General features: G+C 44.4%; 23 protein-coding genes and 2 pseudogenes. 7 read left to right on the top strand and 18 right to left on the bottom strand.

Annotated elements, in window-relative coordinates; genetic code table 11:
* Positions 1–15: 15 nt before the first annotated feature.
* The 4 genes from putB to AC4CV5_RS19260 all read right to left on the bottom strand — a co-directional run bounded on the left by putB (position 16) and on the right by AC4CV5_RS19260 (position 3,983).
* Positions 16–927 (bottom strand): proline dehydrogenase PutB, encoded by a 912-nt coding sequence (putB, locus tag AC4CV5_RS19275; protein ID WP_166854739.1) that lies wholly within the window; start codon positions 925–927, stop codon positions 16–18.
* 187 nt (positions 928–1,114) lie between these two features.
* On the bottom strand, positions 1,115–1,897 hold the full coding sequence (locus tag AC4CV5_RS19270; RefSeq protein WP_166854348.1) for a nucleotidyltransferase domain-containing protein: 783 nt from the start codon (positions 1,895–1,897) through the stop codon (positions 1,115–1,117).
* A gap of 80 nt (positions 1,898–1,977) precedes the next feature.
* Entirely contained in the window at positions 1,978–2,937 is a 960-nt protein-coding gene (cah, locus tag AC4CV5_RS19265; RefSeq protein WP_490923637.1) for a cephalosporin C deacetylase, read from the bottom strand.
* A 71-nt stretch (positions 2,938–3,008) separates the two neighbouring features.
* Entirely contained in the window at positions 3,009–3,983 is a 975-nt protein-coding gene (locus AC4CV5_RS19260; RefSeq protein WP_222143508.1) for a LysR family transcriptional regulator, read from the bottom strand.
* A 116-nt stretch (positions 3,984–4,099) separates the two neighbouring features.
* Between AC4CV5_RS19260 and AC4CV5_RS19255 the strand changes: the two genes are divergently transcribed.
* A complete protein-coding gene (locus AC4CV5_RS19255; protein WP_166854351.1) occupies positions 4,100–4,861 on the top strand; it encodes a class I SAM-dependent methyltransferase in 762 nt (253 codons plus the stop codon).
* 25 nt (positions 4,862–4,886) lie between these two features.
* Here the strand turns inward: AC4CV5_RS19255 and AC4CV5_RS19250 are convergent, their stop codons facing one another.
* Entirely contained in the window at positions 4,887–5,447 is a 561-nt protein-coding gene (locus AC4CV5_RS19250) for a shikimate kinase (RefSeq protein WP_490923635.1), read from the bottom strand.
* Positions 5,448–5,728: 281 nt separating this feature from the next.
* Between AC4CV5_RS19250 and tmrB the strand changes: the two genes are divergently transcribed.
* A complete protein-coding gene (gene tmrB / locus AC4CV5_RS19245) occupies positions 5,729–6,322 on the top strand; it encodes a tunicamycin resistance ATP-binding TmrB (protein WP_490923660.1) in 594 nt (197 codons plus the stop codon).
* A gap of 49 nt (positions 6,323–6,371) precedes the next feature.
* On the opposite strand, the gene nadE is transcribed toward tmrB, so the two are convergent.
* Complete coding sequence (nadE, locus tag AC4CV5_RS19240) at positions 6,372–7,190, bottom strand: NAD(+) synthase (RefSeq protein ID WP_490923633.1); 819 nt, start codon at positions 7,188–7,190, stop codon at positions 6,372–6,374.
* Positions 7,191–7,322: 132 nt separating this feature from the next.
* On the bottom strand, positions 7,323–7,919 hold the full coding sequence (locus AC4CV5_RS19235) for a DUF1989 domain-containing protein (protein ID WP_166854353.1): 597 nt from the start codon (positions 7,917–7,919) through the stop codon (positions 7,323–7,325).
* 129 nt (positions 7,920–8,048) lie between these two features.
* On the opposite strand from AC4CV5_RS19235, the gene AC4CV5_RS19230 reads away from it, so the two are divergent.
* Positions 8,049–9,389, top strand: a complete 1,341-nt coding sequence (locus AC4CV5_RS19230) for an amino acid permease (RefSeq protein ID WP_490923632.1) — start codon at positions 8,049–8,051, stop codon at positions 9,387–9,389.
* Between the two features lies 1 nt (position 9,390).
* On the opposite strand, the gene AC4CV5_RS19225 is transcribed toward AC4CV5_RS19230, so the two are convergent.
* From AC4CV5_RS19225 to AC4CV5_RS19215, 3 genes are all read right to left on the bottom strand, one after another.
* On the bottom strand, positions 9,391–10,152 hold the full coding sequence (locus AC4CV5_RS19225; protein ID WP_222143504.1) for a YqcI/YcgG family protein: 762 nt from the start codon (positions 10,150–10,152) through the stop codon (positions 9,391–9,393).
* 69 nt (positions 10,153–10,221) lie between these two features.
* The gene (locus AC4CV5_RS19220; RefSeq protein ID WP_166854356.1) at positions 10,222–10,851 is read right to left on the bottom strand and encodes a LysE family translocator; all 630 of its coding nucleotides are present in this window, start codon (positions 10,849–10,851) and stop codon (positions 10,222–10,224) included.
* A 74-nt stretch (positions 10,852–10,925) separates the two neighbouring features.
* A complete protein-coding gene (locus tag AC4CV5_RS19215) occupies positions 10,926–11,390 on the bottom strand; it encodes a MarR family transcriptional regulator (protein WP_166854357.1) in 465 nt (154 codons plus the stop codon).
* A 112-nt stretch (positions 11,391–11,502) separates the two neighbouring features.
* On the opposite strand from AC4CV5_RS19215, the gene bmr3 reads away from it, so the two are divergent.
* Positions 11,503–13,038, top strand: coding sequence for a multidrug efflux MFS transporter Bmr3 (bmr3, locus tag AC4CV5_RS19210; RefSeq protein WP_373924011.1), 1,536 nt, complete (start codon positions 11,503–11,505; stop codon positions 13,036–13,038).
* A gap of 43 nt (positions 13,039–13,081) precedes the next feature.
* Here bmr3 and AC4CV5_RS19205 read toward each other — a convergent pair whose 3' ends face one another.
* The 5 genes and pseudogenes from AC4CV5_RS19205 to AC4CV5_RS19185 form a co-directional block, all read right to left on the bottom strand.
* A complete protein-coding gene (locus tag AC4CV5_RS19205; protein ID WP_248602422.1) occupies positions 13,082–14,707 on the bottom strand; it encodes an L-lactate permease in 1,626 nt (541 codons plus the stop codon).
* A gap of 31 nt (positions 14,708–14,738) precedes the next feature.
* Entirely contained in the window at positions 14,739–15,704 is a 966-nt protein-coding gene (locus tag AC4CV5_RS19200) for an L-lactate dehydrogenase (RefSeq protein WP_456520694.1), read from the bottom strand.
* 173 nt (positions 15,705–15,877) lie between these two features.
* On the bottom strand, positions 15,878–17,857 hold the full coding sequence (gene amyE / locus AC4CV5_RS19195) for an alpha-amylase (protein ID WP_490923630.1): 1,980 nt from the start codon (positions 17,855–17,857) through the stop codon (positions 15,878–15,880).
* Between the two features lie 147 nt (positions 17,858–18,004).
* Positions 18,005–18,602, bottom strand: a pseudogene (locus AC4CV5_RS19190) (DUF6773 family protein).
* A 134-nt stretch (positions 18,603–18,736) separates the two neighbouring features.
* Positions 18,737–18,904: a hypothetical protein gene (locus tag AC4CV5_RS19185; RefSeq protein WP_175271331.1), complete on the bottom strand. Its 168-nt coding sequence runs from the start codon at positions 18,902–18,904 to the stop codon at positions 18,737–18,739.
* 229 nt (positions 18,905–19,133) lie between these two features.
* On the opposite strand from AC4CV5_RS19185, the gene AC4CV5_RS19180 reads away from it, so the two are divergent.
* Entirely contained in the window at positions 19,134–20,441 is a 1,308-nt protein-coding gene (locus tag AC4CV5_RS19180; protein ID WP_222143501.1) for a chloride channel protein, read from the top strand.
* A 123-nt stretch (positions 20,442–20,564) separates the two neighbouring features.
* Entirely contained in the window at positions 20,565–21,164 is a 600-nt protein-coding gene (locus AC4CV5_RS19175; RefSeq protein ID WP_248602417.1) for a DUF421 domain-containing protein, read from the top strand.
* A gap of 131 nt (positions 21,165–21,295) precedes the next feature.
* Here AC4CV5_RS19175 and AC4CV5_RS19170 read toward each other — a convergent pair whose 3' ends face one another.
* The 3 genes from AC4CV5_RS19170 to opuAA are packed head-to-tail and all read right to left on the bottom strand — an operon-like array spanning position 21,296 to position 24,283.
* Positions 21,296–22,177, bottom strand: a complete 882-nt coding sequence (locus AC4CV5_RS19170) for a glycine betaine ABC transporter substrate-binding protein (RefSeq protein WP_333514128.1) — start codon at positions 22,175–22,177, stop codon at positions 21,296–21,298.
* Positions 22,177–23,025, bottom strand: coding sequence for a glycine/proline betaine ABC transporter permease subunit OpuAB (gene opuAB / locus AC4CV5_RS19165; protein WP_166854367.1), 849 nt, complete (start codon positions 23,023–23,025; stop codon positions 22,177–22,179). Before opuAB ends, AC4CV5_RS19170 begins: the two co-directional genes overlap by 1 nt.
* 1 nt (position 23,026) lies before the next feature.
* Entirely contained in the window at positions 23,027–24,283 is a 1,257-nt protein-coding gene (gene opuAA / locus AC4CV5_RS19160) for a glycine/proline betaine ABC transporter ATP-binding protein OpuAA (RefSeq protein ID WP_326222743.1), read from the bottom strand.
* 289 nt (positions 24,284–24,572) lie between these two features.
* Between opuAA and AC4CV5_RS19155 the strand changes: the two are divergent.
* Positions 24,573–24,868: pseudogene (locus AC4CV5_RS19155) on the top strand (ArsR/SmtB family transcription factor).
* The last annotated feature ends 25 nt before the right edge of the window (positions 24,869–24,893 follow it).

Genomic DNA, 24,893 nt, shown 5'->3' with positions numbered 1-24,893 from the left:
ATAATCTCTCCTTTTTTACTTCTTTGTCATTCCTTTGAAAGCAAATGCAATGTTTGACGGACGTTCTGCAAGGCGTCTCATAAAGTAGCCGTACCAATCTTCGCCGTATGGCAGGTAGACTCTCATGTTATAACCTTCTTTTACGAGGTTGAGCTGGGTTTGCGACCGCATGCCGTACAGCATCTGAAATTCAAACTGGTCATTGGCAATGCCATGTTCCTTGGCAAGCTGCTTTGTATAGTCGATCATTTTGTCGTCATGTGTCGCAATCGCTGTATAGTGACCGTTTAAGAGCTGCTTTCGGATGATTTTTTTGTAATTTTCATCGACATCGCTTTTCTCCGGGTAAGCTACTTTTTCCGATTCTTTATAAGCTCCTTTTACAAGGCGAAGGAACGGGTTTAAAGAATCCAAATCGTCAATGTCTTTTTCCGTCCGGTATAGATAGGCTTGCAGCACTGTGCTCACATACTCGTATTTCTTTCTGAAATCTTTGAAAATATCAAGCGTTTTCTGGCATCTGACTTCATCTTCCATGTCGATGGTGACCATGATTTTATGCTTCTCGGCCGTCTGAAGGATTTTCGTCATATTTTCATACACCAGATCCATATCTATATCGAGACCTAAAGACGTCATTTTTAAAGAAACGTGTGAGTTCAGCTGCTGATCCGCAATCGTCGCAATGGTTTGAATGCACTCTTCCGTACGCTCCCGTGCGACCTCGGCGCTGTTCACAAACTCTCCTAAATGATCGACAGTAACTGACAAGCCTTGGCTGTTAAGCTGTCGAATGGTCGGGATTGAACTGTTAAAATCATTCCCTCCGATAATTTTACCCGCTGCTACCCGGCTTCCCCAGTTCTTTGCCATTTTATTAAGAAAGCCGCTTTTGGATAAAAATAAGAAAAAATCTCTTGTGATCACTTCCAACCTCAACACCCCGCAATCTAAGAAGTATTTGTATGAGTTTATTGTAAATGGACAAAACCGACGTTCACAATATTCTCAAAATACAAAGATTCTGATTATTTTTGTGGTTTTACCACAATCAGATAGTTAGAAAGTCGGGGAATCCTGTCGAATAAAGGAGAAAAGGAAGCGACAAAAAACATCAGCTTCCTCCATCCTTCCACACTTCTTCAACCGTATTTAAAAGTAACCGATTCAATTCAGGCGTCATATCCTTTTGTTCTGCTTTCAGCGTTTTTGCTACTTCCATGATTCTTTCGATTTCTGTTTCAATGAATTGGTGAATGACATGAATTCGCGCTTCGAGATCAAGCTCTTCGCCTCTTCTTTTCCGTACAAGTAAGGTTTCCATTTCTGCCTTCAGCTCAGGGTCATCAACAAGTTCATTCATCAAAACAGTAAAATCCATTGGCGGAATGGTCCCGTGTTTTTCAATCCATTTGCAAGCCAAAATAGGCCGAAGCACGTAGAAATACTTTTTGATTTTGACTTCTTGCCCTTGAAGGTAATCCTTGACGTTCCTTCTCGCCATATTGATATAGTGATACACGCTTGCTTCAGGCTTAAATGCCTCCGTCCGCAGTTTTCTTAACTGCTCTGCAGTCGTAAATGCTTCGTAATACACAATGTCTGAGGACAGCCATTCAAGGAGCGGCGGGTTTGATTTTTTGAAGAGGCGCAGCGTCTTTCTCAGCTCCCAGCCGCTGATATCCAGCAAATCGTGAATCGGTTCCTCAATGACATCACGCTCCTGCTCAATTGAAAAATACCACTCCTTTTTCGGAACATAAATAAAGCGGACATCATAATCACTGTCCCGCGACGGAAATCCCCATGCGCGGCTTCCTGACTCAACAGCATATACGATTTTGACTCCGTATGACTGCTCGATTCGTTTTAATTCATCAATGATCCTTTGTTTCATATCTATTCGTCTCCAGTCTGTTCTCATTCCGGCAGTTTGCAGAAAAAAACCGCCTGATGATGTGCGGCGGCCTTTCACGCTTAACAGCCTTTTAGATGCTGTTTAAGGAAAGCAAGTTTTTCTGTTTGAAAGGCAGGGATATACTCATGCCCGAAGTAGCGGTACACCTTGAGCTCTTTCTCTGTCTCCAAGTGGTTGTAAGCGGCAAACACGGTGGACGGCGGCGTGACCTTGTCAATCAGACCGATCGACATCAGGACAGGCACCTTCACTCGTTCAGCGAGATTCATAATATCGAAATATGTAAGTGTCTTCATCGCCCGCTCTTCCGTTTCCGGGCTGCCATTTCTTCTAAAAAAGGAATTGATTTCAAGGTACGGCTGTTCAAGCGCCACATCAATGGCCCGTTCAAAGTTGCTTAAATAAGGATAATCAGCAACCGCGGCTTTCGGAATGTCTGACAGAGCTGCTGCGGCAATGGTTAAGCCTCCGCCTTGGCTTCCGCCTGTCACACCGATTCTTGTTTCATCGACTTCGTCAAAGCTGCTGATGACTTCAAGCGCCCGGACAGCGTCTAAATAAACGCCCCGGTAATAGTATGTATCTTTATCAAGGATTCCTTTCGTCATCCAGCCCAAAGCGTGGCCGTGCGGAGAAATACTCGTATCCTCGCTGCTCTGCTGGCCGCGGACAAGCATACCGAAAGCGGCATATCCGTGGAGCGCCCAGTTCACCATTTCATGAATCTCACCGTCATAGCTTGCGTTGTAGCCATGATATTTGACGATGGCCGGATGCGGGCCTTCCTTGTCAGGCACTGCGTACCAACCGGCAATGCTGGCATTTCCGAAGCTTTTATATGTGAGGCGATACACCTTGACTCCATCTGCAGGATAATCAACCGGCTGTAAATCAGGTGCTGCTTGGACTTTCGCAAGTTCATCCAAAGATGATTTCCAAAACTCAGAAAAATCTTTCGGTGCTGTTTTTTCAGGTTTATACGTTTGCAATTGGTCAAGCGGCAGATCGAATAGTTGCATTTCCGATTATTCTCCTTTGTTTTATAAGATTTAGTTTGTATTCCTATACTACCACGTTTCCTCTCTGTTTTCTAAATATTTTCACTTTTGTTTTCCAGACAGTCTTCATCAAACGTTTGTTTAAGACTTTCCCGGCTCAGTTCCATAAAAGCCTGAGCTGTCAGACTGACATAGCGGTTCTTTAAAAATACGAAGACGAGGGTTCGGGATGGCGCGGATTGAATAGATAAATAGATCACACCCGGGTCTCTTTCCCTTCTGACCATATTCGGTGCCATTGTCACACCTAAGCCATTAGCCACAAGAGATTGGGCGGTTTCAATATGGCTCGTTTTAAAGGCAGTATTCGGCTTAAAACCGCTTTCCGCACAGAGATCGAGAACTGTCCTTCGAAATCCGAAGCCTTCTTTTAACAGGATAAACGGCACGTTCCTTACCATGTCAAGCGGCACGCACAGCTGGCAGCCCCCCTTTCCTTCCAGCGCTTTTTCAATCAGCGCGATCATTTCCGGCGGCATCCACCTTTGTTTTTCCTTCGGCACTGCGAGAACAATCGGTTCCGTGAGCAAGGGTGTAATGGAGAGCCGTTCATCCTCAATCGGCAAGGATAAGACAGAAAGGTCAACCTCTCCCTTTGCCGTCATCTCTTCTAAAGAAACAGGGTCTTTTTCAACAAGCTGAACCTCCACATGAGGATAGCGCGCCAAAAACTGCTTCAGCAGTGGCGGAAAAAGATATCTCCCCGTTACAGCAGGAACCCCAATGGAAAGCTTGCGCCCAAGCCCCTGAGACCGTTCCTGCATCTCCCGTAGCAAGTCATCTCTGGAACGAATGATGCCCTCGGCTTTTTCAATAAAACGCCGGCCGTGGGGTGTCAGCGTAACAGAGCCGTGGGATCTGTGAAAAAGCGTAAGCCCCAGCTCAGCCTCAAGCTTTTTGATTTGCTGGCTTAGAGAGGGCTGAGCGATATGAAGATGCTTTGCCGCCTTTGTAAAGCTTTGGCGCCGGGCGATTTCCGCTGCATATTCCATCACTTTAATATCCATTTCAGCCTCCATAGGTTGAGCCTATCGTTTTTATCATTTTTATATCTTGGACGAATCATAACAGAAATTGCTAACATAATCCATATCATCATTTACAAAAAAAGGAGCTGGTTCACATGAGAAACGAAACACCGTTTTCTAAAAATGCCGAGATGTACCGGGATGAGAAGGTATTTGCCGAGGGAGAAGATTTAGGGTTAATGATCAAAACGGCGGAATGCCGGGCAGAGCAGCGGCTGCTGGATATCGGAGCTGGTGCTGGCCATACAGCGCTGGCATTTTCCCCATTTGTACAGGAATGCATCGGCGTTGACGCGACGAAAGAGATGGTAGAGGTTGCGTCCTCCTTTGCACAAGAAAAAGGAGCGGGAAATGTACGCTTTCAGCAAGGAACGGCAGAGTCACTCCCCTTCCCAGACGATTCATTTGATATTATCACCTGCCGATACGCGGCCCACCATTTTTCAGATGTCCGCAAAGCCGTCAACGAAGTTGCGCGCGTGCTGAAAAAGGACGGACATTTTCTGTTGGTCGATCATTACGCGCCTGAAGATCCCATTCTTGATGAGTTTGTCAATCATTTGAACCGGCTTCGTGACCCTTCCCATGTCCGGGAAAGCTCATTATCAGAATGGCAGTCGATGTTCACCGCTAATCAACTGGGCTATCAAGACATCCAAAAGTGGAATTTGCCGATTCAATACGAAAGCTGGATCAAACGCGGCGGAACACCCGCCGACCGGGAAAAGCAAATCATCACTCACCTGAATGATGCATCAGACGAAACACGTGACACGTTCTGCATCAAATGGAATCAAAATGGACAGCCCGTCTCCTTTTGTTTAAAAGCGATTTTGATACAAGGGATAAAACGATAAAAAAGCCGTGCGCACCGCACGGCTTTTACATCGGCTGATAAAGATCCCAGCCGATTTTTAACGTCTCTACAATGTAATCAGCAACCTCTTCCGGAGAAAGGTTGTCTGTTGCGACTTTTGAATTGTGTTTGTCGTAAATGACTTTTCTTTCGTTAAACAGCTGTTCCATTTCATCCATTGAGCGATTATGGAGCACAGGGCGGCTCTCGATCAATAAGCCCGCTCGCTGCTTCCAGTTCTCCCATGACAGGTCCAGATGAAGCACGAGACAGTTTTCCAGACAGCAATTTCTGATTTCCTCTTGTTTAAAAGATCCCCCGCCCAGAGATACGATTTTGAATCGTTTATGACGGCAGATGTCTAAAATATATTCCTTCTCCGTTTTCCGGAAAAAGTCTTCTCCCTTTTTCTCAAACATCTCAGGAATTGTCATATTGAAATCCTTTTCGATCTCTTGGTCAATATCAATAAAATCTCTATATAATTTTTTAGCGACCAATTGGCCGATTGTTGTTTTTCCTACACCCATGAATCCGATCAGGACGATATTTCTTTCTCTTACTGGGATGGCTCGTTTAGCATTCATCTTCGGCGAAATCCTCCTAAGGAATGAAATTTTATATTCATTATATGCTTATTTAGCGAATATTCATATAGATACCGGCTTTACCGGTCAAGCTTATAGTGCGCTTTGTTGTTTAGCCATTTTTGCCTGAATGACATTCATTGTACAACATTTCCGCAGGTATTTTAATACTTCGACGCAAAAAAGCATTAAAACCTTCCGCCCTTATTGTTTTCCAGCTGACTCTTCGATGGAAGGGTCTTTTTCTGCATGATAAAATAAATAGGAAGGGAGAAATGGCGATGATCATTTGGATAAACGGGGCATTCGGTTCCGGAAAAACACAAACAGCCTTCGAACTGCACAGAAGGCTGAAACCATCTTACGTGTATGATCCCGAGAAAATGGGTTTTGCGCTGCGCTCCATGGTGCCGCAGGAGATCGCAAAGGACGATTTTCAAAGCTATCCCTTATGGTGGGCGTTCAATTACTGTTTGCTAGCTTCTCTGTCAGATACATACCGCGGCATCATTATTGTGCCTATGACGATTGTATATCCTGAATACTTCAATGAGATCATCGGCAGGCTCAGACATGAAGGCAGGATCGTTCACCACTTTACACTAATGGCTTCAAAGGAAATCTTGTTAAAAAGGCTGCGCACCAGAGCAGAAGGAAAAAACTCATGGGCCGCCAAACAAATTGACCGCTGTGTTGAAGGTTTATCATCACCCATTTTTGAGGACCACATTCAAACAGACAACCTGTCAATTCAGGATGTGGCAGAGAACATTGCCGCGAGAGCCGAACTCCCATTAGATCCTGATACGAGAGGCAGCCTCCGAAGGCTCACCGACAGATTAATGATAAAGCTGAATCATATCCGCATCAAATAAAGCTTCTGTACACGACAAAAGCCCGCTCCGAGAGCGGGCTTTCTTCAACTTATTTCCACCAGTCATCAAACATAGACGCCGGAACCTGGCGTTTATGTTCAGTCATGCTGTAGCGTTTTTCCAGCGCTTCTGATACTTTCGCTGATACTTCTTTTCCTTCGAGATAATCGTCAATCTCGTCGTAGGAAATGCCAAGCTCTGTTTCATCCGACTGCTGCGGTTTTTCGTCGAGCAGATCGGCAGTCGGTTCTTTTAAGTATAAGCGTTCCGGTGCACCCAGCTCTTTCAGCAGGGTTCTTCCCTGGCGCTTCGTCAAGCCTGTCAGCGGCAGGAGGTCTGCTCCGCCGTCACCGTACTTCGTAAAGAAACCAGTCACTGCTTCAGCAGCATGGTCTGTTCCTAACACAAGCAGGCCTTCCTGGCCGCCGATCGCGTATTGCGCGATCATTCTTGTTCTTGCTTTTACGTTTCCTTTATTAAAGTCAGTCAGCTGATCGCCTGTTTCCTGCTGATACTGATCAGAAAAAGCGCTGACTGTCGATTTAATATCAAACTTCCATGATTTATCCGGCTTAATAAACTTCAAAGCAAGCTGGGCATCGTCTTCATCCTGCTGTGTGCCATGCGGAAGACGGACAGCGATAAATTGAGCGTCTCCGCCCTCCTCGCGAATGCTCTCCACCGCAAGCTGAGCGAGTCTTCCCGCAAGTGTTGAATCCTGGCCGCCGCTGATTCCCAATACAAAGCCTTTAGCACCGGTTTTCTTTACATATTGTTTTAAAAAATTGATTCGGTCCTCAATTTCTTGCTTTGGATCAATTGAGGGCTTCACATGTAATTCACGCATAATCTTTTCCTGCATGCTCATCCCATTCATTCCTCCTGTACAATTCGCTGTTTCTTATTTGATCATTTCCCCAAATTGATGAAAATGAATCATGACAATTATGTATCCTTATTAAATATAGCACAGGTCTTGATTCACAGTGAACAAGAGAGATCAGCTGACTTCCACCCGTATTGACGTTACACTATCGCCATTGCACTTGCCTTTTTCTATCGGGCAGGAAGAAAACGCGACAACCAAATCCATTTCCGCCCGCAGCCTTACATAGTCCCCGGCATTCGAAAGCGGCGTCTCCACAGACAGGTTCCCTTTCTCATCAAGAACAGTATTCATAAAAATTGCAAACGGGTAATGCATGTGAGGCTTCGGTACGCCAAACTGCTCAAGCGCACGGTTCATATTGTCATAGCATGTATCCTGAAACTCATCCTTTTGCTTGCCGTATAACAGCCTGTTCATATCAGGACGGCAGGCGGGAAGCAACAGATCATGCTTGCCCACCGTATCTTCAATCAGCGTCAGCATCGGTTTGTATAGATTCGAGTAGATATGATCGTTGACTTTCACATGAATGGAATGATTGGCATCAATCGTTGCTCCCTGATCAAGATGCTCATAAAAATCCTTGGCATGGTACGCAACAAAATCAGCAACCTGCTGCCCTTCCACATCAACCACCTTTAAAATCTGCCCCTTTTTCAGCTTCAGCCCAAGCCCTTTTTTCGGCTCCACGATATATTGCTTTGTCATTGCTTCGCTCCTTTTTTCATTAGTATGAGCGTTCTCCGCCTTCCCCATGTAAAAAGAGGCAAAAATCCGATGTATATAAGCTTCGGGCGGGTCGCAATCTAACCTTAGATAAAAGGGGTTGAAATGATTATGAGTCAAACAAAAAAAGACCAGCAAAAAGGAAATTTGGCCTGGTGGCAGCTGTCATTAATCGGTATAGGATGCACAATCGGAACAGGATTTTTTCTCGGTTCCAGCATTGCAATAGTAAAAAGCGGTTTTTCCGTTCTGCTTTCATTTCTGATCGGGGCGATCGGCACGTATTTTGTATTCGAGCAGCTTGCCAAGCTGTCGGCAAAACATCCTGAAAAAGGCTCGTTTTGTTCGTATGCGAGAAAAGCATTCGGCAGATGGGCCGGCTTCAGCAACGGCTGGGTGTACTGGTCATCAGAAATGCTGATTACCGGGAGCCAATTGACAGCCATTTCATTATTTACGAAGCACTGGTTTCCTCAAGTGCCGCTATGGGTATTTGCTTCAATCTACGCGGTTCTTGGGCTTTTGATTATTTTCACCGGGCTGTCTGTTTTTGAGAAGACTGAAAACGTACTGGCAGTCATCAAAACAGCCGCTATTTTTATGTTTATTGTGATTGCCATCCTGGCATTATGCGGCATTCTGTCAGGCGGAAAGCACGATGTACAGATTCCAAATAAGACGAGTGAGTTTTTCCCATATGGCGCCATGGGGCTGTGGACAGGTTTAATCTACGCGTTTTACGCCTTTGGCGGAATTGAGGTTATGGGGCTGATGGCGGTTCACTTGAAAAAACCAGAGGAAGCGTCTAAATCAGGGAAACTGATGCTGGCGACGCTGGCGATTATTTATATTATTTCGATTGGACTGGCCTTGCTGCTGGTTCCATTAGACACGTTTACAGAGCAGGACAGCCCGTTCATTACGTCGTTAAAAGGATATAACCTTAAGATTATCCTCGATATTTTTAACGGGATTTTCATTATCGCCGGGTTCTCGACCCTCGTCGCTTCGCTGTTTGCGGTTACGACATTGCTTTGTACGATGGCTGATGACGGCGACGCACCGAAGTGCTTTACCTTAAAGGAAGGCAAAAAAATATGCTGGCCGGCGTTGGGGCTGACGTTTGCGGGGCTTGTTTTATCCATTATTCTGTCGTTAGTGCTACCCAAAAACATTTATGAGCACATGACGACAGCAGCGGGTCTCATGCTTTTATACACTTGGCTGTTTATCCTGTTCTCCAGCAAAAAGCTGACTGATCCTGAGGGCATGGGGAAAACACAGATTTACTTAGCGATGATTCTGATTGCTGCGGCTGTGTCCGGCACATTGTTTGAAAAATCAAGCCGGCCCGGTTTTTTTGTGAGTATAGGGTTTCTCGTGATCATTGCCATCGTTACCATGATCTATCAAAAAAAGCAGGGGCATAAAGACCGCCCTGCCAGCTCGTGAGTTATTTCATTTTGTTGAACATGTTCTTTAAATACGAAAACGGGCACTTCGATACCTGTTTTTCGTCATCACGGAGGAAATACTGTTTCCATTCGCGATTATCCTTTCCTCCATACCAGCCTAATTGCGGGTGAACCGGAGCTTGATCGTAGGCCTTTAAACGGGACCGGATCAGCCTGCTCATGTTGCGGCCAAATGCGGTTGAGCCGTTTAATTCTTCAAACACCCATCTCGGCTGAAACGTGATCATAAAAAAAGGAAAGCTCCGGCTTCTTCTCGCCTCGTGCCCCGGTGTAGCGCACAGGATAAAGTACGGCTCGCCGTCAAAACAAAACTCCCATTTATAATGCTCGGGATCGGCCGGAATATCTTCCGGCCATTCTTTTTTGTCTTGATGGCTCAGTCTATTTAAAAAGCTCCAAAACAGCTCTTCATACGCTTCAATCGAATAGTGCTCAGCCAAATCTTCCGGTGTATCAAACAACACAACCAGGGATGCATATTTACCAGTGTCCCGCGATATCTTGCCGTACTCCGTAAGCAATGGTGCCAGCTCCTCCGCTGTACGGTTTTCCCGCGGATCTCCGGCAAAAGCAATGCGAAGCTGATCAGTCAGGAATGCCTGGCGTCCGGGAATACACGGAAACGTATCCGCGTCATCCGCCACAGTTTCTGCCAAAAGCTCAAAAGCAATTCTTTGCCATTCAGGAAGCTCAGCTTGATTACGTTCCAGAAAACTTTTGGTGTAAATCCCATTCACCATTGATCCACCTCCAGTATCATCTGGATACTATATTAAAACTGGAGGCTGCAGGTGACTGTCCTTCATGAATCAGCCCAATAACTGTTTGATGCCTTGATAACCGAAGTAAAAGCCAAATATAAGGAGGGATACACCAGCGATTCCGGTCAATCCTCTCAACAGCTTTTCATGAAGCAGATTTCTGAACATGCTGGCTGTGATCGCCATGCAAAAGTCCCAGATTAAAATGCCGATCATGATGCCGGAGCTATAGATCAGAAGCTGATTCATATTGTAGGCCTCTGCTGTTTTCGCAAGTATGCTCCCGTAAATTCCGAGCCAAAAAAGGATGCTCAATGGATTTGACAGTGAAATGAGAAAACCCGAAGCGTACGTTTTCCTATATGACGCTTTTCCCCGCGAACTTCGCACATCCATCGGTTCTCTGACATTTTTCAGCGTTTCAATTCCGGTATAGGTCAGAACAAAAAAGCCGAAGAGCCACAAAAACGTTTTCACAAATGGAGCGGTCAAAAACTGTGACAGCCCGAAATAAATAAAAAGCATGTACAGTCCGTCCGCTGTCATGGCGCCTAAACCAAAAATCCACGCATGCCAAAAACCGTTTTTAATTCCTTTGTCTATTTGCGCCGCGTTCACTGGTCCCACAGGCGCAGACAAGGACAGTCCCAGCACAATATAGCTCAAAAAAATGTTCACCGGCCCGTACTCCCTTCTCTTACGTAACTTGTACAATTTATTCGGGAACGGGCCAAGCTATGCACAAAATTCGCTTACTGTTTCAGACGTTTAAGTTCTTCCTCCACAATATCGGCGGCTTTGCCTACGAAACTGAAAATGAGTTCCAGTTCTTCTTCTGAGTACTCATGGCACAAATCCATCGTTGACTCTGACAGAGAACGGAACAAATCCTTTACATGTTTTTTTGAAGCAGTCAATGGGACGATTATGACTCTTCTGCGGTCGTTCGGATCCCTTTCACGAGCCACATACCCCGCTTTTTCAAGCCGGTCAACAAGCGCCGTGACCGAACCCGTGCTGAGGCCCGTCTTTTTCCCCAGCTCTCCGGCCGTCATCGGCCCCGCTTCATTTAAGATGTCAGCTGATTTCAAATCGGTGGGAAACAGACCGAGAGCTTGAGCGGCTGCCTGATGAAACAGAACCGTTCTTGTGCCCAATTTCCGAAAAAGCTGAACGGCAGTCTTTTCCAACTCACTTCTGGAATTTCTTGTTGACAACTGACAGTCCTCCCTATAAAATCGAATTTATCTTGATAATCGAGATATTTAACAATCAAACTATTATCATGATATCAGAACTTACATAGAAAAGTAAGAGGAGGTAGAACAAATGGACACAACAGCAAAACAGGCTTCCACCAAATTTGTGGTCCTCGGTCTCCTGCTGGGCATCTTGATGTCTGCAATGGACAATACAATTGTTGCCACCGCGATGGGCAGCATTGTAGCGGATCTTGGAAGCTTTGATAAGTTTGCTTGGGTGACGGCATCCTATATGGTGGCGGTCATGGCTGGAATGCCGATTTACGGCAAGCTTTCCGATATGTACGGCCGAAAACGTTTTTTCCTGTTTGGACTTATTTTTTTCTTAATCGGGTCGGCTTTATGCGGTATTGCACAGACGATGAATCAGTTGATCATCTACCGAGCCATTCAAGGGATTGGTGGCGGCGCGCTCCTGCCGATTGCTTTTACCATTATCTTTGATTTGTTTCCGCCGGAAAAACGCGGAAAAATGTCCGGCATGTTCGGTGCTGTATTTGGGTTATCCAGTGTTCTCGGGCCGCTGTTAGGCGCGATCATTACAGATTCGATCAGCTGGCACTGGGTGTTTTACATCAATGTGCCGATCGGTGCATTGTCATTGTTTTTCATTATTCGCTACTACAAAGAATCTTTGGAGCACAGAAAGCAGAAAATTGACTGGGGCGGCGCGATTACCTTAGTCGTATCAATTGTATGTCTGATGTTCGCCCTAGAGCTTGGCGGCAAAACATATGATTGGAATTCCATTCAGATCATTGGCCTGTTTATTGTGTTCGCCGTTTTCTTCATTACCTTTTTTATTGTGGAGAGAAAAGCCGAAGAGCCGATCATTTCTTTCTGGATGTTTAAAAACAGGTTGTTTGCCACAGCGCAAATTCTCGCTTTCCTGTATGGCGGAACATTCATTATTTTAGCGGTATTTATTCCGATTTTCGTTCAAGCGGTATACGGCAGCTCAGCGACAAGCGCAGGCTTCATTTTGACGCCGATGATGATTGGATCCGTCATTGGGAGCATGATCGGCGGGATTTTCCAAACGAAGGCAAGTTTCCGCAATTTGATGCTGATATCTGTTGTAGCTTTCTTTATCGGCATGCTGCTTCTTTCCAATATGACGCCTGACACAGCACGGGTATGGCTGACAGTCTTTATGATGATTTCAGGATTTGGTGTAGGTTTTAACTTCTCCCTGCTGCCGGCAGCATCGATGAACGATCTTGAACCTCGCTTTCGGGGGACGGCCAACTCTACAAATTCATTTTTGCGGTCTTTCGGCATGACCCTGGGTGTCACTATTTTCGGAACGGTGCAAACCAACGTGTTCTCAAACAAGCTGAGCGACGCCTTCAGCGGCATGAAAGGCTCAGCGGGCTCCGGTGCCGCGCAAAATATCGGCGACCCGCAGGAGATTTTCCAAGCAGGGACACGTTCCCAGATTCCTGAGGCGATCCTGAATCGCATTATTGATGCGATGTCAACAAGCATCACATATGTCTTTTTGCTCGCTTTGATTCCAATTGTCCTCGCCGCGGTTACCGTTTTGTTTATGGGAAAAGCCAGAGTGAAAACAACAGAGGAAATGGCGAAGAAAGCAAATTAACATAATAAAGCAGTACATGGCTGGCATGTACTGCTTTTTTCTATTACAATCCTAATCTTGCAAGAATAAACGTCCATATACAAATGATCAATAACAGAATCAGGCTGTACGCCACTGTCCGTTTAAACAGTTTAGATTCCTTCCCTGTTTGGCCGACCGCTGCGGCGGCGATGGCGATAGACTGAGGAGAAACGAGTTTCGCCATCACCCCGCCCGCTGTATTTGCAGCTAACAGCAAATCAGAACCCGCACCGATCTGCGCCCCTGTGACAACCTGTAAATGTCCGAATAAAGCGTTATTGCTGACAACTGAACCGGTAATGAACACGCCGATCCAGCCGAGAACAGGACTGACAAACGGGAACAAGTCCCCTGTTTTCGCCAGTGCCAATCCAATTGAAGAGCTGAGCCCTGCGAAGTTGGCCAGATTGGCAAATCCCATCACGAAGCAGATCGTCATAATCGGCACCCACAGCTCTTTTCCTGTCTCCTTCAAGGAAGCAAAGGCATCCCGGCAGGAGAATTTTTTACTGAACAGCCCTGTCACGATGACCGCCGCTAAAATCGCTGTACCAGTCGCTGACAGCAGGTCGACTTTAAAGACGGCATCTATCGGCATGGCAGATGGCGCAATCGGCGGCATTTTCATCATTTGCTGATGCAGAAAAGGCATTTTCAATAAAAGTGTTGTTTGATATAACAGCCCGCCTTCTTGGAAAAGCGCTTTGAAGGCAGGAAGGCTCCAGATTGTGATCGCCGCAGTTAAAATGTAGAAAGGAGACCACGCTTTCGCAATGTCAGCGGCACTGTATGCTTTTTTTGCACCAGTCTCGCCGGCTCCTTCCTCCCGGTAAATCTCTTTCGGCTGCCATTTGCGGAGGAAGAGCGCAAGCCCGCCCATGCTGAATAAGGCCGCCAAAATGTTTGCTAATTCCGGTCCGAGCACTGCCATTGTCAGTGTCTGAACCGCTGTATACGCACCGCTCACAACTAACAGGGCAGGCCATGTCTGTTTGATTCCTTTCATTCGGTCTAATAGGAATACAAGCAGAAACGGTATCAAAAATGAGATCATTGGCAGTGTCCACACCAATGTCCGTGACAGCTGAAGAGCAGACAAATCACCTATCTGCGCCCCTGTAATCACAGGAATCCCGATCGCCCCAAAGGCTCCAGAGGCTGCGTTCGCAATCAAGCAGAGCGCCGCCGCTTTTAACGGTTTAAAACCAAGTTCGACGAGCAGCGCCGCACTAATCGCAATCGGAACACCAAAACCGGCCGCGCCTTCCAAAAACGCGTTAAAACAAAAACCAATTAATAATAGCTGTAATCGTTGGTCAGGCGAAATGCCGGCAATGCTGGACCGAATAATGGTAAACTTCCCGGTTTTCACTGCGATTTTATACAGCCATACCGCCATCAGGACGATGTAGCCGATCGGCCACAGCCCGCTCCCGATTCCTAACAAAACAGAAGAAATTGCTTTTTCAACCGGCATATGAAATGCAAATACGGAGACGAAGAAACTGACGGCTAGCGTAAGAAATGCCGCAAGAATGCCTTTCATTTTAAAAACAGTTAAAGCCAAGAGAAAAAAGAGAATCGGAGTGAGCGCCACGAGTGCGCTCACATACTCGTTTCCAAACGGATCATACAACTGCTCCCACATTGACAATCAGCCCTTTACTCTATAGTTGCGATTAGTTGACTTGTTGTTCTGCAAAATGAGGTTTTAAAATGTTTTTAAGGACACCTGCGCTGTGAAGGAACTGTTCTTTTTCTTTCTCATTTAAATTCAGCTCAGTGATGCCTGCAATACCTTCGCGGTTTACGACAGCCGGAACGCCAATGTATACGTCATCTGCGCCGTAATGCCCGTCCAAATATGTGCTGACAGTTAAAATGCTGTTTTCATTATGAAGAATGGCTTTTGTAATACGGGCAAGGCTCATCGCAACACCATAATAAGTCGCACCTTTTTTCTCAATAATATGGTAAGCGGCGTTTTTCACGTCATCTACGATTTGGTCTAGCTCCTCTTGTTTATACGCATCGTTCTTCTCAACGAGTTCACTGACCGGCACACCGCCAACATTCGCGTGGCTCCAGACAGGAAGCTCTGTATCGCCGTGCTCTCCGATAATATGCGCGTGCACGTTTTGAGGCGCTGCGCCAAAGTATTCGCTCAGCATGTAACGGAATCTCGCAGAATCTAGTGTTGTGCCGCTTCCGATTACTCGCTCTTTTGGCAGTCCGCTGAATTTCCATGTCGCGTAAGTCAGAATATCAACCGGATTTGTCGCGATTAAGAAAATGCCGTCAAATCCGCTCGCCATGACTTCACTGACGATGCCTTTGAAAATCTTTAAGTTCTTTTCTACTAATTCAAGGCGTGTCTCACCAGGTTTTTGGTTTGCTCCGGCGCAGATGCAGACAATATCAGCATCCTTGCAGTCTTCATATGTTCCGTAAGATGTTTTGACCGGATGCGGCGCAAACGCCTTTCCGTGGTTTAAATCCATTACATCGCCCATTGCTTTTTCTTTATTTAAATCAATGACCACAAGCTCATCTGTGATCCCTTGGTTCATTAACGCAAATGCATAACTGCTTCCAACAAAACCCGCTCCGATTAAAGCTACTTTATTTACATGGTTGTTCATCATTAATCATCCTTCCAGGGTATGTTTTTCTTCGGTGTTTGTTTGTGAAGTATTTCACATTTATATTGTGCAACATTTCACAAACTATTGCAAGAGAAAAGTTTTGTCTGATTTATGAACAAAAAAGAAACCATCTATGATGGTTTCTTTGGGATTTTTCCTCTGATCGCTTGCCCTCAATAAGGAAGAGAACCGCTTAAGCCAGAGTCGTTATATAAACCATTTTGCACATAATCAAACCCAGGCTGGTTCTGTCCGGGCACTTGGGAGCTGCCATTATTAAAAATCACTTTGGCGTTCGTTGTATCAGTATCCGCAGGCAGCGTCAGCGTGTAAATTCCATCAGCATTCTTAGTCATTGCTTTTCCCGGCCAAGATCCGGTCAATTCTATTGCCCGGCCCCCATCATGTTTATAGATATAAGCATTTACTTGGCCCCAATGATTTGGATTTTGATAGCCAATGGTTTTGGCCGCAGATGGGTCTCTTTTTACAAAGCTGTATTTCTGAGTTCTCGTTACACCGTCACTATTCGTTCCTGTTAACGTGATGGTGTATGTTGTGCCAAACGGATCTCCTTTTCCGATCGTTAATTGGTCTCCATCCTTAAACGCTGTCTCTTGCCCATTATTGATTTGATAAACGGCTTTTGCTGTATTCGCATCTGCACGCAGCGTGATCGTCAGTTGATCATTAAAAGAATGTGATACACCTGTTTTGTAATTGTCAAGGAAGACATGAGGCGCATTTGCAATATCGTCAGGATAAATCACAGCCACAGACCTGGCATTGATCGTGCCTGTCAGTTTACCATCGTTTACTTGAAATGAACCGGTCCCAGCTTTATTATCATACCTGCCATCAGGTAACTTCGTTGTCGTATTGATAGTGACAGAAGATGAACCTGCATTTGCCAACACAACGCCGTGTGAGCCGCGCTGATTCATGAATATCTGGTTGTTTCCATTCGGATTCGAGAGCTCCTCAGGCTGTCCAGCCATCACATTGTGAAATCTATTGACCGCAGTGATAGCCTGATCTTCAAATAAAGCACTCCCGCGATCGCCTATTTGGCTTTTCCCCGGAAATCTTATACCATTTCCGCCGCCCTCAGGCCTGGAAAAGAAAAGAGGCGTACTGCCTGAGCGAGAAGCAATCACTGCCCAGCCTAAGCGAATATCGTCATCACTCATCCATGTAGACTCTTCATCATCATTGGCATACGTGTCATGCGATTCCACCCATGTCACTAACTTGTCGGAAGACACATCAGATGCATAATGGGAGATATTCGACACACTCAGATTGCGATTCTTTAAAGCGGACCTTATGGAATGTCCATAGTTAGATGCTGTCACATTCATATAATTCGCATATGCAGCATCTCTGGAGGCGCTATCCTGCAGAATTTCTCCGTATTGGAACTCGGCAGATGTATTTGTGATATTCGGCCAAAATTGACTGCCGTAATTCCCGTCATCCGGAAGCTCAATATGTTTGGCGGCATCAAAACGAAAGCCGTCTGCCCCATCATTCAACGCTCTTTCTAAGAAACGTTTCAGATAGGACTGTACTTGTGTATTCTGTGTATTCCAATCATACAGCCCGAGCAATGAATTCTGCGTGACATCCCATCGATCGGACCAGTTTTTAATTTGTGTGTTTCCATGAGTCCAGTTTGGAATACTCTTAATCTCATTAGAAATTGCCGCATAGTCACTGGTGGTATGATTGATGACTGCATCAACAATGACCTTTACGCCATATTCTTCAGCTGCTGCACACATTTCTTTAAATTCTTGTTCAGTGCCTAAGTAGCGGTTGCCAATTTGGTATGATGTCGGCTGATACAGCCAGTACCAGTTCGACATGTTTTTATTTCCTTGGTTCCCTTCCTTTACTTGGTTAATCGGAGACGTCTGAATGGCTGTATATCCTGCATCATGAATATCCTTCATATTGTGTTTTAACGTATTGAACGACCAATTCCATGCATGAAGAATGGTTCCGCTTTTGATCGATGGCGCTGTCAGCTCATTCGATTTGTTCGCTGTTTCAGCATTCGCAGCCGTTGGTCCTGCCAGAACCAAATGAAACAGCAATAAAAATCCAGCGAATAACGGCAGTAAAGAGGTTTTGAATCGTTTTTCAAACATTCTTGACACTCCTTATTTGATTTTTGAAGTCTTATTGCGGAGTCAAAAATCCCTCTTACTTTATTCTTCCGCTTCCTCCTTTCAAACTGATGTGAAGACTGGATAATTTTGTTAACGCTTACATTTTAAATTATCACATTCACTCTATCAAAACAACTTGATAGAGTGAATACAAATCAATGTTCCTATAGAAAAAGCTGCCCGGAACTGTGAGCGTTTCTCTCACTTTACAAACAAAAAAAGAAACCATCTATCAAGATGATTTCTTCTCTGTCTCTTCTTTTACCGCTCTCCTGTAAGCCAGCTTCACAATCACGTACCGAAGCAGAAACAGAACGCCGCCGCAGACGATAAAAAGAAGGATCATTTTCAACCAAGCGAAGAATGTATGGGGAATCCCCCTGTCGTACATCGTAAGCACCACTACCGCAATGGCGACCGCAATTGATTCTATTCGCTGCTGTTTCACCCGTTTTTGCAGTTCTTCTTCGGTGTCTATTCTCGGCATGAGCATTCCAGATGCTGCTGCCCTGATGCAGTAATATAAGATAATGATGAACAAAAACACAAGGCTTGCAGCCCATTCTTTAAACGGAAATTCAAACATAATGCCGCGGATGATCACATCAAGCAACGCAAATGCTCCCGCTATCATCCCAATCTCCGACCAGATTTTTTGTTCTTTTTCTTTTACTCTCTTATTTTTCCCATTCACGCCTGAAAGTCTATTACGCAGATTATTCATGACCTTCCTCCCGCACTTTTACGAATGGCTTATGGCTTACATCTTACAATAACAGCCTGTGCTTCTGCAATGAATAATTCAAAAGCCCGCCGTACAAGCCGGCGGGCATCAGTATGGAATAAACAGCCTCGTAATCAATACACCGATACAGCTAAACACATAGACCGATTAAGGTACGATCTCAGAGCGAGCAGAAGCACATACCGAAACCATTTCACGTACCGAATCAAGCTTGCGCCAAGCACTATCATCAAGTCGCCGTAAACAGTAAGATAACGATCCCTGGACTTGGCTGCCGCCATCATCCACCCCCCCTCTTTTGTAAGAGCCGAATCATTATGGAGGATTTCCTTTCGGAATAAAATTTCGATAATCAATTTTTGAATAATAGGCAACAATAGGTTCGAACGGTTAGCTTAGATAGTTGTAATTGCTGCAAAAATGAGTCCATAAATCCCCAAGCCATTCTGGATAAGTGAACCAGATTATTACATAAGTTATGCAGCTAAAAGTGTGAAATGAGGGTAATGAATGAATGCAACAATACTAAAGTATAAAAACTTTTTTTCAATTCTTGTTCGATGGATTATTTTTGGAAGCATTATTGGTATCATTGTGAGCTCAACGACAACTTTTCTTTTAGAGACAAACGATTATTTAGGAGACGTGCGGGAAAAAAGAGATTGGCTTATTTTTCTTCTGCCTTTAGGAGGAGTGATCTTAGGATATATCTATATGAACTACGGAAAGGTATTTTCCAATAACACATTAAATGACACTGCTGAATTAAATAATCTAGTGATAGACGCGGTTCATGGAAAGAAAGTGGTTCCGCGGAGAATGGGACTTATCGTCTATTTGGGAACTTTCATAACTGTCTTTTTTGGCGGTTCTACGGGAAGAGAAGGTGCGGCTGTCCAAATGGGAGGAAGTATAGCTGCGGCAGTAAACAAGCTATTTCGTTTAAACATGTTCGACAGTAAAATGTTAATCATGAGCGGCATAAGCGCCGGGTTTGGCGCCGCCTTTGGTGCTCCCATAACAGGTGCTGTTTTCGGCATGGAAATGGCTGCTTTAGGAAAACTGAAATTCGAAGCACTTGTTCCTTGTCTGGCAGCCAGCTTTGCCGGTCACTTTATGACAACAGCAGTGTGGGGTCATAAACACGAAGAATTCTACATACAAATTGTGCCGCACCTATCTTTTATTACGTTTATAAAAGTTATTCTCGCAGCTGTTATCTTCAGTTTATTAAGTGTTTTATACAGCCAAATGAGACACGGTATACAAACATTTTCTGAGAAGCTCTTCAAAAAAAATCATATGAAAAGAGCCTTTGTTGGCGGATTGATCATTGTGGCCCTAACTCTAATAGCAGGTTCGCAAGATTACAATGGCCGGGGATTAGATATGCTACAACAATCCTTCAAAGAAGATGTTCCTCCTTTTGCCTTTCTCGCCAAACTGGTTTTTACAGCAGTTACTCTTGGAACCGGCTTTGTTGGCGGAGAGGCAATACCTTTATTTTTTATGGGGGCAACATTAGGGAACACCATACACACATTCATGGATTTACCCATGTCATTTCTCGCTGCATTAGGATTAATTGCTGTTTTTTGCGGCGGTGCCAATACCCCCTTAGCAGCCTTCCTATTGGCAATGGAGATGTTCCACGGAAAGGGGCTAGAGTACTTTTTCGCGGCTTGTATGGTTAGTTATTTATTTTCAGGACACCACGGACTATGGCCTTCTCAAAAAATATACGAGCCTAAGAGCAGGTTATATAATATCGCTTACGGAGAAACCATTGAGAATGTCGAAAAGAAAAAAAAATCTTAGACAAAAAAGCAGTATGCTGCATTTAGTTCCGCTAAAGTGACTATCGCTGAAGAATAGAATACATAATATAACCCACAATAAAAACAGCGCAGGAAGATGATTGGTTGAAAAGAGGGGATATTTTTGGATTTAAATTTCATATGGAAATCTATAGTAGTCGTGGCAGGAGGAGTTCTTATTTTACGGTTAGCTGGCAGAAAATCAGTTTCTCAGCTTACGGTAGCTCAAACTGTCATGATGATAGCGGTTGGATCATTAATTATTCAACCTGTTGGCAACAGGAACATTTGGATTACTATGCTGATTACGTTTTTAATGGTACTCACGCTTCTTTTTATTGAATATATCGTGTTGAAATCAGATGCCCTTGAAACGTTTATTTATGGAAAATCACTTATTGTAGTCGAAAACGGCAAAGCAAATGAAAGAAATTTAAAAAAACTGCGGTTAACAGTTGATATGCTTGAAGTAAGGTTGAGACAACAAAATATACAGCACTTGACTGATTTACAATGGGCTACAATAGAATCCAACGGCCAGTTAGGTTATATGTTAAAATCCGAAAAACAATACGCCACGAAAGAAGATATTCAAATGCTAAAATCGCTGATTGAATCGCAGCAATCTAAGCCCTCCAATGAATCCACAAAGACTTCAAATAACATTTTTACTGAAGTGAAAGATAGAAAGCATAAAGAAAAACCTAAAGACAATTTGGATTAAAAAAAATGATAAGTGGCCATGTCATCATAACCTTTTTACTTTAAGGTTTTCTTTGTTGGTTCTGCTTATATCTTTTTTTTTGAAGGAAAAAATGAAGGCTGTCGAGATTTACTCGGCAGCCTTCATTTTCTTTACTTCTTCAAATCTTCAATTGAATTGACGTTTTTCATATATTGAGGCACAACAAGCCCCATCTTCACGCCAGTGATACTGACGCCTACATCATCATATTTGCCTTTATATTTGACAGCGTATGGTTTATGGGTATTCGGCAGCCATGCGGAAAGGGATGCGTCCGCGCTTCCCGTCGCAATCGCCGTCCACATCGGACCAGCTTCTACCTGAGTGAGTTTCACGTCATAGCCCAAGTCTTCTAAGACTTTGCCTATAACGTTTGTACTTGCAATCTCACTGTCCCACGCCACATAGGCCAGGTTGATTTTGTCTCCCTTCACCTTTTGCACGCCTTTGGTCCACTCCGCGATTTGATCTTTGTGCTTCTTCACATAATCAGCAGCGGCTTTGGAAGGTTTCTCTCCTTCTTCCACCTTGATCATCACTTCACCCATGTCGTCTTGCGTCCATTTAAACTGGCTCAGAAGCTTAACGGCATTCGGCTGTTCTTTGCTGAAGCCTTTTCTGGTGATCGTATGAATCTCCTCAGCACTGCCATAAGTTTTTTTCGGATCATCAAGATATTTTAATTTATATCTGGAGAACATCCAGTGCGGAGTCCATCCTGTGATAATAATTGGTTTCTTCCGGTCGTATGACTTTTTGAGCGTAGCAGTCATAGCAGCGCTTGACGATGAAATCAGTGTCCAGTCGTTCAGGTTATAATCCTTCAACGCTTGATCAGTCAGGCTCATAATACCTGAACCGGGGTCAATCCCGATGATCGTCTTGTTCACCTGTTCAGCCGCGGACGCATTTTCGTCGTTTTCTGATCCGCAAGCCGCAAGTGAGAGTGCCAGCATGGCGGAAACACCGATACCGATGATTTTTTTAAACATCAGGCATTCCCCCTGCTTTTCTTCTTCACTTTAATATTTTGTGTAATACGGTCGAGCGTAATCGCAACGATAACGATAGCGATACCTGCTTCTACACCGACCCCTGTTTTCAGCTGTGTAACGGCGCTGTATACTTCTGAACCTAGTCCAGGCGCACCGACCATTGCTGCGATAACAACCATTGATAACGCAAGCATGATGCTTTGGTTGATTCCGGCCAGAATCGTTTTTGTTGCAAGCGGAAGCTGAACTTTAAACAAACGCTGAGCTGTCGTAGAACCGAACGCTTCAGTCGCTTCAATTAGATCAGCCGGCACTTGTTTAATACCGAGAACAGTCATACGGATTGTCGGCGGCATCGCGAAAATAACGGATGCAACAACACCCGGCACAACACCGATGTTAAAGAAGAAAATGGCCGGCAATAGATATACGAAAGCAGGCATTGTCTGCATTAAATCAAGAATAGGCGTTACAATACGGCGAACCGTTTCTTTCTGGGATGCCCAAATTCCGATCGGAACACCGACCACAATCGAAATAATGACAGATGTCAAAACAAGCGCCAATGTTTGCAGCATTGGATCCCAATATCCTAAATAATCGATCAGGAGGAATCCGATCAATGTAAATAACGCGATTCCCCTTGTACTAATCCACCACGCAAGTGCTGCGAAAATAATCGTTAACAAAATAGATGGGATAAATCCGAGGCCGCTGACAATTCCATTTACAAAAAAGGCCAACCCGTTTGCGATTCCGTCGAAGAATCCGCCAAACGTCATCGTAATCCAGTCAACAAAACGGTCAATCATATCGGCTAAAGGTATTCTAGGCAGTCTATCCATCTTACTTCACCTCCTGTACAGAAGGATCTTGTGTTTGTTCATCAGTGCCTTCAACATTAATGTAATCGTTATTGCCGGCAAGTGCGCCAATCAACGCGCCTTTTACGACAATCCCTCTCATTCTCTGCTTCTCATCTACAACCGCAATTGGAATGTTCGCATCAGAGACAACGTCAAAAATCTCTGTCAGATACGTATTCTCTGGTACAGTCGTAAATTCTGTATTTAAGATATCTTGAAGTGACAAATCAGACTCGGCCGCTTTTTTCGCATCAGCCGCGTGGATGACACCTAACAATTGCTTTTGTTTATCGACTGCGTAAATAGATGAAATCCCTAAGTTTTTCATCAATGTTAACGCCACACGAGGACCTTTATCAATCCGCACTGTTTCAGCGCGTTTCATAATGTGGCCTGCTGTGAGGACTTTAGATAAATCAACATCCTCAACGAATTTCTCAACATATTCGTTAGATGGACTCATCAGGATTTCTTCAGGTGTGCCGATCTGAACGATGTTACCGTCCTTCATCAAAGCGATTCTGTCACCGATGCGCAATGCTTCGTCAAGGTCATGCGTAATGAAGATAATTGTTTTTCCAACATTTTCGTGAAGGTCAAGAAGCTCATCCTGCATATCTTTACGAATCAAAGGATCAAGCGCACTGAACGCTTCGTCCATCAGAAGGATGTCCGGGTTATTCGTCAACGCGCGGGCAAGGCCGACACGCTGCTGCATCCCGCCGGAAAGCTGGTCAGGATATTGCTGTTCAAATCCTTCAAGTCCGACAAGCTTAAGGGACTCAAGCGCCTTTTGCTGACGTTCTTGTTTGTCTACACCTTGAAGTTCCAGCCCGTATTCTGTGTTTTCAAGTATCGTTCTGTGCGGAAACAGAGCGAACTTTTGGAAGACCATGCTGATTTTCTTCCGGCGGACTTCCCGGAGCTGGTCTTTAGACATATTTGTTATCATGTCACCATCAATGTAAATGTTTCCGGCAGTCGGTTCAATAAGCCGGTTTAACAGCCGCACTAAAGTTGATTTACCGCTCCCTGATAGACCCATGATGACAAATATCTCACCATCATATACATCAAAATCTGCCTGATTGACCCCAACGGTTGATCCGGTCGCTTTCAGGATCTCTTTTTTTGTCTTTCCGTTGGCAAGCATTTGAACTGCTTTCTTTGTTTGTTTCCCAAAAATTTTAGATATTTTCTCGACTTTTATCTTAATTGGTTTCTCATCTACACTCATATTTTCCCTCCATATTAAACAATCCTTATTACCGTAACACTTATGTAACATTCCACACAAACAGCATATACTCTTTTATTCTGTACCATTTCTTTATAAACATCCACTGTGACCACATGACCTTATTTATGCTTCTAAATGCTCTGCAATCCTCCTTTATGATTGTATTTTACAGGTGATATTTAGTCCAACCATGGTTGAAAGCGTTTCAAATGGAATTAAATTCCTTATTCCTATTACACCCCCTGCTCCTTCTCTGGAAAAATAAGGTGCTTTTCCACCTCCCATTATATATTATAGTTTCATGAAACAATCAGATGATCAAATCAGAGCCCAAATTTTTAAAGCACTGTCTGACGAATCAAGATTGCCATTATTCGTACGCTTTATTACAGCGGAAAAGAACTCAGCTGCGGTGAAGTAGGTGAAAAATGCAGCATTGTCAAAACCACAGCATCTTATCATTTTAAAACGCTGCGTGAAGCGGGATTGACGGCAACTCGGAAAGATTCGCGGACAAAATATGTCAGTCTGCGTGAAGACACATTTCAAACATACCTGCCTGGCTTTTTGGAAACCCTCTGACAAAGGGTTTTCTCTATACATATCT

Source organism: Bacillus sp. NS1, from assembly GCF_058248265.1.
This window is presented reverse-complemented; position numbering and strand designations above follow the sequence as displayed.

Coding starts and splice junctions, on each gene's coding strand:
- opuAA (WP_326222743.1), bottom strand. CDS start 24,283: ATGAGTGTAGATGAGAAACCAATTAAGATAAAAGTCGAGAAAATATCT.
- AC4CV5_RS19205 (WP_248602422.1), bottom strand. CDS start 14,707: ATGTGGGAGCAGTTGTATGATCCGTTTGGAAACGAGTATGTGAGCGCA.
- AC4CV5_RS19270 (WP_166854348.1), bottom strand. CDS start 1,897: ATGAAACAAAGGATCATTGATGAATTAAAACGAATCGAGCAGTCATAC.
- bmr3 (WP_373924011.1), top strand. CDS start 11,503: ATGGACACAACAGCAAAACAGGCTTCCACCAAATTTGTGGTCCTCGGT.
- AC4CV5_RS19180 (WP_222143501.1), top strand. CDS start 19,134: ATGAATGCAACAATACTAAAGTATAAAAACTTTTTTTCAATTCTTGTT.
- AC4CV5_RS19230 (WP_490923632.1), top strand. CDS start 8,049: ATGAGTCAAACAAAAAAAGACCAGCAAAAAGGAAATTTGGCCTGGTGG.
- AC4CV5_RS19185 (WP_175271331.1), bottom strand. CDS start 18,904: ATGGCGGCAGCCAAGTCCAGGGATCGTTATCTTACTGTTTACGGCGAC.
- AC4CV5_RS19250 (WP_490923635.1), bottom strand. CDS start 5,447: ATGAATGCTAAACGAGCCATCCCAGTAAGAGAAAGAAATATCGTCCTG.
- AC4CV5_RS19225 (WP_222143504.1), bottom strand. CDS start 10,152: ATGGTGAATGGGATTTACACCAAAAGTTTTCTGGAACGTAATCAAGCT.
- AC4CV5_RS19255 (WP_166854351.1), top strand. CDS start 4,100: ATGAGAAACGAAACACCGTTTTCTAAAAATGCCGAGATGTACCGGGAT.
- opuAB (WP_166854367.1), bottom strand. CDS start 23,025: ATGGATAGACTGCCTAGAATACCTTTAGCCGATATGATTGACCGTTTT.
- cah (WP_490923637.1), bottom strand. CDS start 2,937: ATGCAACTATTCGATCTGCCGCTTGACCAATTGCAAACGTATAAACCT.
- AC4CV5_RS19200 (WP_456520694.1), bottom strand. CDS start 15,704: ATGATGAACAACCATGTAAATAAAGTAGCTTTAATCGGAGCGGGTTTT.
- tmrB (WP_490923660.1), top strand. CDS start 5,729: ATGATCATTTGGATAAACGGGGCATTCGGTTCCGGAAAAACACAAACA.
- nadE (WP_490923633.1), bottom strand. CDS start 7,190: ATGAGCATGCAGGAAAAGATTATGCGTGAATTACATGTGAAGCCCTCA.
- AC4CV5_RS19260 (WP_222143508.1), bottom strand. CDS start 3,983: ATGGATATTAAAGTGATGGAATATGCAGCGGAAATCGCCCGGCGCCAA.
- AC4CV5_RS19235 (WP_166854353.1), bottom strand. CDS start 7,919: ATGACAAAGCAATATATCGTGGAGCCGAAAAAAGGGCTTGGGCTGAAG.
- AC4CV5_RS19170 (WP_333514128.1), bottom strand. CDS start 22,177: ATGTTTAAAAAAATCATCGGTATCGGTGTTTCCGCCATGCTGGCACTC.
- amyE (WP_490923630.1), bottom strand. CDS start 17,857: ATGTTTGAAAAACGATTCAAAACCTCTTTACTGCCGTTATTCGCTGGA.